Below are 6,721 nucleotides of genomic sequence, written 5' to 3'. Positions count from 1 at the left end.
AAAAAGTAAAGTTCAAAATGTTTAAGAAGAGTAATCCTTCATGCGATTACCGTGATAACGTCATAATCATTATATCTATATTTATCGCTTTATAGTATAATATCGGTAATTTTGGTGATTTGTTTATATGTGTGAGGAATTATACTTGTTTGTGTAGCTAATTGTCATTATTTTCACTTACTTTTATATCGTTGAAACTTTCCTCTAGTGCTACTCTCATAAATTCTTCTACTTCTTTAGATACCGCATCACTAGGGGACATGTCTCAAGTTCTTGCTATTTACATGCATTATCTAACCTTTCTACCATATAAAAACCAAACCTACTAAAAAACACAATACCACTGCTATTTTTTTTATAAAAATATAGACAAAAAAAGCATGGCAAACACACCACACTTGTTTAATAAAGAATGTATAATCAAAAAGATTTTCACAGATAAGATGAGGCCGTTTTAGCAGTAATGGTTACGTTACTCGGGTTTCTTCTAATAATTTTGAAAAGAGATCTTTATACTTTGCTTCTGTACTAAGGAGCTTAAATCCAGTATTCGAAAGGATGGCTACACGTGAAAGAGTTAGATTGCCTATCTCTTTACAGATTTCCTTATAACTGTAGTTACATAAATTCCTCATTAGAAACACAGCAATAGCTTTGAAGTCGGTGATGTGGTGTTTGTATTTTACCTTTATCAAATCTGGATTTTTTATATCACAAGCTTGGGCGACTATTTCGATGACTTTCTGTGGTTTTAAATCTCAGAGGTAGGCATTTGCGGAATGAAGTAAATTTTATTCTAAAAATTTACTTCGCTGTAAATAAACGTGTTAATTTACATAAATACGTGGTAAAATTTATGTAAGGAGATGATAAATATGCCGAATATTAAACCTATTTCTGATTTAAGAAATTATACTGAAGTACTCAACGAAGTTAAAGAAAATAGCCCAGTTTATTTGACTAGAAATGGTCGAGGTGAATATGCCATTGTGAAACTTAGTGAATTAGATAAATTGAAAGCAGTAATTCGATTACTAGGACAGTTAGAGGAAAGTGAAAAATCAGCTAGAGAGAATGGATGGCTTTCAGCTGAGGATGTGGAAGCTAAGCTAAGGTTATAAAGATGTTAAAAATCATATACTCACCAGCCGCTCTTGAAGACTTACAATACATTCGAGATTATATCTTAGATTTGTGGGGAGGAAAGACAGCCATTAAAGCTTTAAATAACATCTTATCCAGTATCAGAAAACTAGGAGAGTTTCCTGCTTTAGGCATAGACTTAGGTAAAATGATCGATGTACCAACGGATTATCGTTATTTATATATAGAAAAGAATTACGTTTTTTATCGTCTTGAAAACAATACAGTTAAAATCATACGAATAATAAGTGAACGTCAAGACTATATAGGGCAACTATTTGAGATAGATAGTGAATTTGATAAAGGCAATTAGAGGAGAAGCATATGGGGACGGTGACTTCTTACTCCATATTTTAGGAGATAAAAGGAACTGTCCCTATATACCCTTTTAGAAAAATTCAAGACCTATGCACAAAATAATAATATTTCACAAGGAAAATTCTTAGAAGAGCTTCTCAATCAATATGAAAAAAAACAAGGACATAATTTTGGTACAGGTAGCACTATAGTGGAAATCCCTATATTTTTATGTTATGAGAACTTTTTTCTGAAAGATAAAAGCAAACAAATAAGAGATCCTAAAAATTACACAATCTTAGGGGAATATATTTATTGGCCATCACAACAAAAACCAGTTTTTTCAGCTAAATTATATGAAAAAGCATTGAAAGAAGAATTTAATATCAGTAAGGATTTAGATAAATATATGTTTTATTACTGGTTTGGTGTAGTAAAAGATTCCGATAGACAACGTTATATAATAGTTGAGACTATATCATTATATAAAGATAGTGGAATAAAAAACATGTTGAATATTAATAGAAGCCAATTTGCAATGAGTTTGTCAGGTATAACAAAACATATAAGGCATTTTGCAATTGCTCAAGATATAAGAAATATAGAAGCTAGGTTAGCAGATGAAATTAAAAACGACGAAGATATTCTCAGTTTTTTAGACTAGTACGCACATTGCAAGTGTAATTAACGCAATACAAAATTACATTACATTTTGTTTGTATTGTCATATTATAAATCCTTCTTTTTATGATATACTTTAGATAATAAAATTTTTCAAAGAATATAAACAAAGGAGAATGAAATATGAAATACGTAGAATATGTTGAATGTGATGTTTGTGGAAAAAATATTTGCATGCCAAAAGCAAGAATTGAATGGAATTATTCCAATGAATACCAAATGCACATTTGCCATCATGAATGTAGTCACGGATTGAACCACAATACTATCACGTTATCTGATATTATATTGGATCAAAAGCTATATAATGCAGATACTCTATATTTACGATTGAACGAAATTGCAAATGACGAAAATTATAAAAAAATATGTACTGCTATCATGAAAAAAATATTTGTATGAAACCTATAACGAATCTATGTATGTCTAGATGAGATATTTCAAGAATTCATTACATTAGATGCATTATTTAACCATTTACACTAGAAATAAGAAAAGAAATTAACATCAAATAACAATTAAGAAATTGGAGGATATAGTAATGACTGAAATGGAGGAAGAGTTCTCTGATGATTTTTTATTGTTTCCTAATGGAGGAGATCACGAAGCAGAAGATGAAGATGGAATTTAGTGAGATAAACATGCAATCAGATATCTAGGATATCTAATGTGAACATATAATTCTAAAATATAATGAATATGCTTTAATATATCGTGAAATGAGTATTATGTTGGTATATAATAAAATAGATAAGATAGAGATAAAAATACTGGTGGTGGAATGGTGAAAGATATATTTACAATTGGTTATTCCAGTTTTAAAACAGAAGAATTTATTGCTGTTCTTAAGAAATATAAAATCACAAGCTTGGTTGATGTCAGAAGTAATCCAAACTCGAAATTTTATATAGATTATAATCAAAATAGTTTACAGACAATCCTGAAATCAAACGGGATAATATACAGAAATTACAAAAGTGAATTTGGAGCACGACAACTAGAGAAAAAATATCATAAAAAAGGATATTTAGATTTTAATGTATATACAAAGTCTAATTCATTTTTAAAAGGTGTAAAAAAGATTGAAGTAGGAATGGATTTAAACTACGTATTTGTTTTTATGTGTGCTGAGAAGGACCCAAGCACCTGCCACAGAAATATAATGATAGCTAGGAAATTTCATGAATTAGGGTATACCATAAAAAACATACTCGCAGATGGATCCTCTGAATCACAAGAAAGTGTAGAGCGTAGATTAGTAGATGAATACTTTCCAAATAGAAACCAATTATCTTTTTTTTCTGACGATTTATCATGGCAAGAAATGGTTAATAGAAGTTATGAAAACAGAAACGTTGAAATAGGATATAGAATCGTTGACGAAGAAAAGGTGAATATATCATGAGCCGAAAAATATATACAATTGGTTTTACTCAAAAAACTGCTCAAACTTTTTTTGAGACACTAAAGTATAATAAAATTGAAAATATATTGGATATTCGATTGAACAATACATCACAGTTAGCTGGATTTGCTAAATATCCCGATATAAAATTCTTCTTGCATGAAATTTGTAATATAAGATATATTCATGATACTAAATTTTCTCCAACAAAGGAGACGCTGAAAAAATATAAGAACAAGGAAATCAAATGGTATGAATATGTAGAAGAGTTCAGTCAAACTATGGCTAATAGAGATATTCATAAACATATTCAAGCTAATTATTTAGAAGATATAACTACTTGCCTTCTTTGCAGTGAATCAACAGCGGATCAATGCCATAGACAGTTAGTAGGGAATGAATTTAAAAAGGTTTTTAATGATTTAGATATTATTCATTTATAGGGGTGAGGGAATGTACAGGGAAATTATTGTTTTAGCTAAGAGCTCTAAGCATAGTGAGTACTGTCTTGCAGGGGTAGACACAACTACAGGGGAATGGATTAGACCGATATCAAGTAATATTGTAAACGAGGGATCAGTTCCAATTATAGACGTTACATATCGTGATGGGAATCAAGTGCAAATACTTGATATGATTAAGATTAAATTATTATCACATAAACCAACAATTTCACAGCCTGAAAACTATTTGTATGATTCAAACTTTAAATGGGAAAAAACAGGACAAAGTTCTTTGGCGGAATTAGTAAAATATAGAGGTTATGACCAAGCTAAACAAATCTTTTACAACAACGGAAAAGAAGTCTCTGAAGAAGAGTTAAGTGGACAACCATCCTTGTTATTTGTTAATGTTAAGGACTCATGTATATTTATTAAGACTTTTTTTGATGGAAACCGACGACTTCAATTTAACTTTACATACAATGGTATGAAGTATCAATACTTTAAAATAAGTGATAAACTTATTTTAACTAAATTTACAAACATATCAGATGGTAATTATAATTATAGAGATGATCTACCTGTTGTTTTCAGTCTAACAGATAAATTTAAAAAAACAGACCAGTATTACAAAATGGTTGCACAAATGTTTTATTAAGGATTCTATGCCTCAAAACAAAAAACAGTGGGGTCAGTTCATTGTTGGCTTCGCTCTTTCTGCAATTACCTAATCATAAAAAAGCCCATAGAGACAGCAGGATGTATGAAGACGCTTTTAACTTTACATTTAACTCCTATGCTATTACATCTACATGCCCACCTAAATGCGGATTTATCATTTGTTCCATCATTTTGGTATTTGCTTCTAACATTTTTATTAGCTCTATTGATTGCATTTCTGATGTGTCCATTGCCATCTTTAATACAGATACATCAACTTGCTGATTGACTCTCAAATGGCTAAGATTTATTGATAATGCTGCTATATCCATCTCACTGCCTCCTTATGTTATAAATAAATATATAGCTATCACGCCATATGATAGTTTCTAATTCTTTCAAGCTTACTGTGAAATTTATATACATCTGCCATCTGTATTACAACCTTTCTCTTCCTATCATTTATTCTATTCTTTACCATCCTCTAAGGCTGCGAATCTATCAAAGTCACTTTCATAGAGCCTATCCTGAACAATACGATATTTTTCAAATTCCGTTTCTGCATGAAGTTTTGCTTCCTCGGCATTGATTTTACCAGCTCCAACTAGTAGCTCATTGCCATTGAATTCCAAGAAACCATCAAGACGCTTCGCCCAATCCTCCATGCTCATGGGAATCCTACGTTCTGCCTGCAATTCTGCATAATCAAGGTATAGTGAAACAATTCTCTCTAAATAAGACATTTCCTTGTCATTCAAATAATTCTTTGCAATCGCAACATCGGATTTAACAATTTTTCCTTCTGGTGCAGATTCCCATGTAGTCAATCCCATATGTTCTTTTTCAGCATCAGCTCGTTCTACAATCAGTTCCGCTGCAGTATGCCTGTGAACTGCCCAATGCATTTTATTTTGTACTGTTTGGAAAAACCGCCTTGTAGTCTTCGAATTCTTATCGTAATCAAAAGATGTAGCATACAGATCTGTGATTTTTTGATAAAATTTGCGTTCAGAAAGCCGTATTTCACGAATGCTTTGTAGCTGACGCTCAAAATATTCATCCGTAAACATATGACCCTTTTTCAGACGTTCCTTATCCATCGTCCATCCTTGAATTGTGTAATCCTTGACGATTTGACCTGCCCATTTACGAAATCGCACAGCACGGTCATTATTGATTTTAAAGCCTACCGCAATAATTGCCTGCAGATTATAGTGCTTCGTGTTGTACTGCTTTCCATCTGCAGCAGTTATTAAGTATTTCTTAATAACTGAATTCTCGTCAAGTTCTTTGTCTGTAAAAATAGTTTTTAAATGCTGGTTAATCGCTGGCACAGAGACATCATACAATGTTGCCATCATCTTCTGTGTCAGCCAGATATTCTCTTCTTCATAACGCATTTCCAAGCTTTCATCACTATCACCAACCGCAGCAATATAGGTTAAATATTCGGCAGCCGATGAACGTATCGTTACTTCGTTCTTATTTTTCATGAGTTTGTCTCGTTTCCAATTTGAATTTTTTTGCCATTTTTAAGCACAAAAGCCTGTTCATAGGTTACACCCAGTGCATCTGCTATAGCTATCATTTCTTCGGAAGACAATGTTGCTCGATTCAATTTTTTATTAAAATTCTGCGGACTTTGACCTATTCTTCTGCAAAGTTCTGCAATGCTTATATTCTGTTTCTCACATAATTCTCGAACCATATCCGATGTTGTCATTCTCCACCTCCACCAGTATAGACGTTATTATAAACCTTTTGGTTTATAATAGCAATAGTAATCGGCATTTTCTAAAAATATAAAGGGTCTTCCGTTATAAATACACTGATTTGTTTATCCTCAGAAATTTCCAATGCTTTAGCGCCTATACTGGTTCCAGACCTGAGTAATTGTTTTGAAAGAACATATTCTTTATCAGTACATAAAGAGTTGTATAGATTGAATATATGAATGGCGAAATTAAATGTTTTTGTGTAGCTAACACTTTCCGTCACACTAATCCCCCCGCTTTTTTAATTAATCACTCAACTTTACCAGCTTAAATTTGCAAACATTGCCTGAATAAATAAGGCTTGGGTACTCATCCAA

At 31.8% G+C, this 6,721-nt stretch carries 12 protein-coding genes; 7 read left to right on the top strand and 5 right to left on the bottom strand.

Annotated elements, in window-relative coordinates:
* Positions 1 to 467: 467 nt before the first annotated feature.
* Complete coding sequence (locus Q7P22_RS09410) at positions 468 to 737, bottom strand: hypothetical protein (protein WP_303863562.1); 270 nt, start codon at positions 735 to 737, stop codon at positions 468 to 470.
* A 138-nt stretch (positions 738 to 875) separates the two neighbouring features.
* Between Q7P22_RS09410 and Q7P22_RS09405 the strand changes: the two genes are divergently transcribed.
* From Q7P22_RS09405 to Q7P22_RS09375, 7 genes are all read left to right on the top strand, one after another.
* On the top strand, positions 876 to 1,121 hold the full coding sequence (locus Q7P22_RS09405) for a type II toxin-antitoxin system prevent-host-death family antitoxin (RefSeq protein WP_303863560.1): 246 nt from the start codon (positions 876 to 878) through the stop codon (positions 1,119 to 1,121).
* Positions 1,122 to 1,123: 2 nt separating this feature from the next.
* Complete coding sequence (locus Q7P22_RS09400; RefSeq protein WP_303863558.1) at positions 1,124 to 1,456, top strand: type II toxin-antitoxin system RelE/ParE family toxin; 333 nt, start codon at positions 1,124 to 1,126, stop codon at positions 1,454 to 1,456.
* Positions 1,457 to 1,651: 195 nt separating this feature from the next.
* Positions 1,652 to 2,104 (top strand): hypothetical protein, encoded by a 453-nt coding sequence (locus Q7P22_RS09395; RefSeq protein WP_303863556.1) that lies wholly within the window; start codon positions 1,652 to 1,654, stop codon positions 2,102 to 2,104.
* Between the two features lie 140 nt (positions 2,105 to 2,244).
* Positions 2,245 to 2,523, top strand: a complete 279-nt coding sequence (locus Q7P22_RS09390) for a hypothetical protein (RefSeq protein ID WP_303863554.1) — start codon at positions 2,245 to 2,247, stop codon at positions 2,521 to 2,523.
* Between the two features lie 382 nt (positions 2,524 to 2,905).
* Positions 2,906 to 3,526: a DUF488 family protein gene (locus Q7P22_RS09385; RefSeq protein ID WP_303863553.1), complete on the top strand. Its 621-nt coding sequence runs from the start codon at positions 2,906 to 2,908 to the stop codon at positions 3,524 to 3,526.
* Positions 3,523 to 3,969 (top strand): DUF488 family protein, encoded by a 447-nt coding sequence (locus Q7P22_RS09380; RefSeq protein WP_303863551.1) that lies wholly within the window; start codon positions 3,523 to 3,525, stop codon positions 3,967 to 3,969. Before Q7P22_RS09385 ends, Q7P22_RS09380 begins: the two co-directional genes overlap by 4 nt.
* Positions 3,970 to 3,979: 10 nt before the next feature.
* Complete coding sequence (locus Q7P22_RS09375) at positions 3,980 to 4,627, top strand: hypothetical protein (RefSeq protein WP_303863548.1); 648 nt, start codon at positions 3,980 to 3,982, stop codon at positions 4,625 to 4,627.
* A gap of 136 nt (positions 4,628 to 4,763) precedes the next feature.
* Here Q7P22_RS09375 and Q7P22_RS09370 read toward each other — a convergent pair whose 3' ends face one another.
* The 4 genes from Q7P22_RS09370 to Q7P22_RS09355 all read right to left on the bottom strand — a co-directional run bounded on the left by Q7P22_RS09370 (position 4,764) and on the right by Q7P22_RS09355 (position 6,627).
* Positions 4,764 to 4,961 (bottom strand): YjfB family protein, encoded by a 198-nt coding sequence (locus Q7P22_RS09370; protein ID WP_303863547.1) that lies wholly within the window; start codon positions 4,959 to 4,961, stop codon positions 4,764 to 4,766.
* Between the two features lie 135 nt (positions 4,962 to 5,096).
* The gene (locus Q7P22_RS09365) at positions 5,097 to 6,122 is read right to left on the bottom strand and encodes a virulence RhuM family protein (RefSeq protein WP_303863545.1); all 1,026 of its coding nucleotides are present in this window, start codon (positions 6,120 to 6,122) and stop codon (positions 5,097 to 5,099) included.
* Positions 6,119 to 6,352 (bottom strand): helix-turn-helix transcriptional regulator, encoded by a 234-nt coding sequence (locus Q7P22_RS09360; RefSeq protein ID WP_303863543.1) that lies wholly within the window; start codon positions 6,350 to 6,352, stop codon positions 6,119 to 6,121. Before Q7P22_RS09360 ends, Q7P22_RS09365 begins: the two co-directional genes overlap by 4 nt.
* A gap of 71 nt (positions 6,353 to 6,423) precedes the next feature.
* On the bottom strand, positions 6,424 to 6,627 hold the full coding sequence (locus Q7P22_RS09355) for a four helix bundle protein (RefSeq protein ID WP_303863542.1): 204 nt from the start codon (positions 6,625 to 6,627) through the stop codon (positions 6,424 to 6,426).
* Between the last annotated feature and the right edge of the window lie 94 nt (positions 6,628 to 6,721).

Source organism: Alkalibaculum bacchi, from assembly GCF_937875145.1.
Lineage (GTDB): Bacteria > Bacillota > Clostridia > Eubacteriales > Alkalibacteraceae > Alkalibaculum > Alkalibaculum bacchi_A.
The sequence above is the reverse complement of the archived record's forward strand: the minus strand, read 5'-3'. Positions and strand labels throughout refer to the sequence as shown.

Excerpts from the sequence above, each read along its gene's own strand:
- Q7P22_RS09405 (WP_303863560.1), top strand. The coding sequence starts at position 876 with ATGCCGAATATTAAACCTATTTCTGATTTAAGAAATTATACTGAAGTA.
- Q7P22_RS09400 (WP_303863558.1), top strand. The coding sequence starts at position 1,124 with ATGTTAAAAATCATATACTCACCAGCCGCTCTTGAAGACTTACAATAC.
- Q7P22_RS09390 (WP_303863554.1), top strand. The coding sequence starts at position 2,245 with ATGAAATACGTAGAATATGTTGAATGTGATGTTTGTGGAAAAAATATT.
- Q7P22_RS09380 (WP_303863551.1), top strand. The coding sequence starts at position 3,523 with ATGAGCCGAAAAATATATACAATTGGTTTTACTCAAAAAACTGCTCAA.
- Q7P22_RS09375 (WP_303863548.1), top strand. The coding sequence starts at position 3,980 with ATGTACAGGGAAATTATTGTTTTAGCTAAGAGCTCTAAGCATAGTGAG.
- Q7P22_RS09370 (WP_303863547.1), bottom strand. The coding sequence starts at position 4,961 with ATGGATATAGCAGCATTATCAATAAATCTTAGCCATTTGAGAGTCAAT.
- Q7P22_RS09365 (WP_303863545.1), bottom strand. The coding sequence starts at position 6,122 with ATGAAAAATAAGAACGAAGTAACGATACGTTCATCGGCTGCCGAATAT.
- Q7P22_RS09360 (WP_303863543.1), bottom strand. The coding sequence starts at position 6,352 with ATGACAACATCGGATATGGTTCGAGAATTATGTGAGAAACAGAATATA.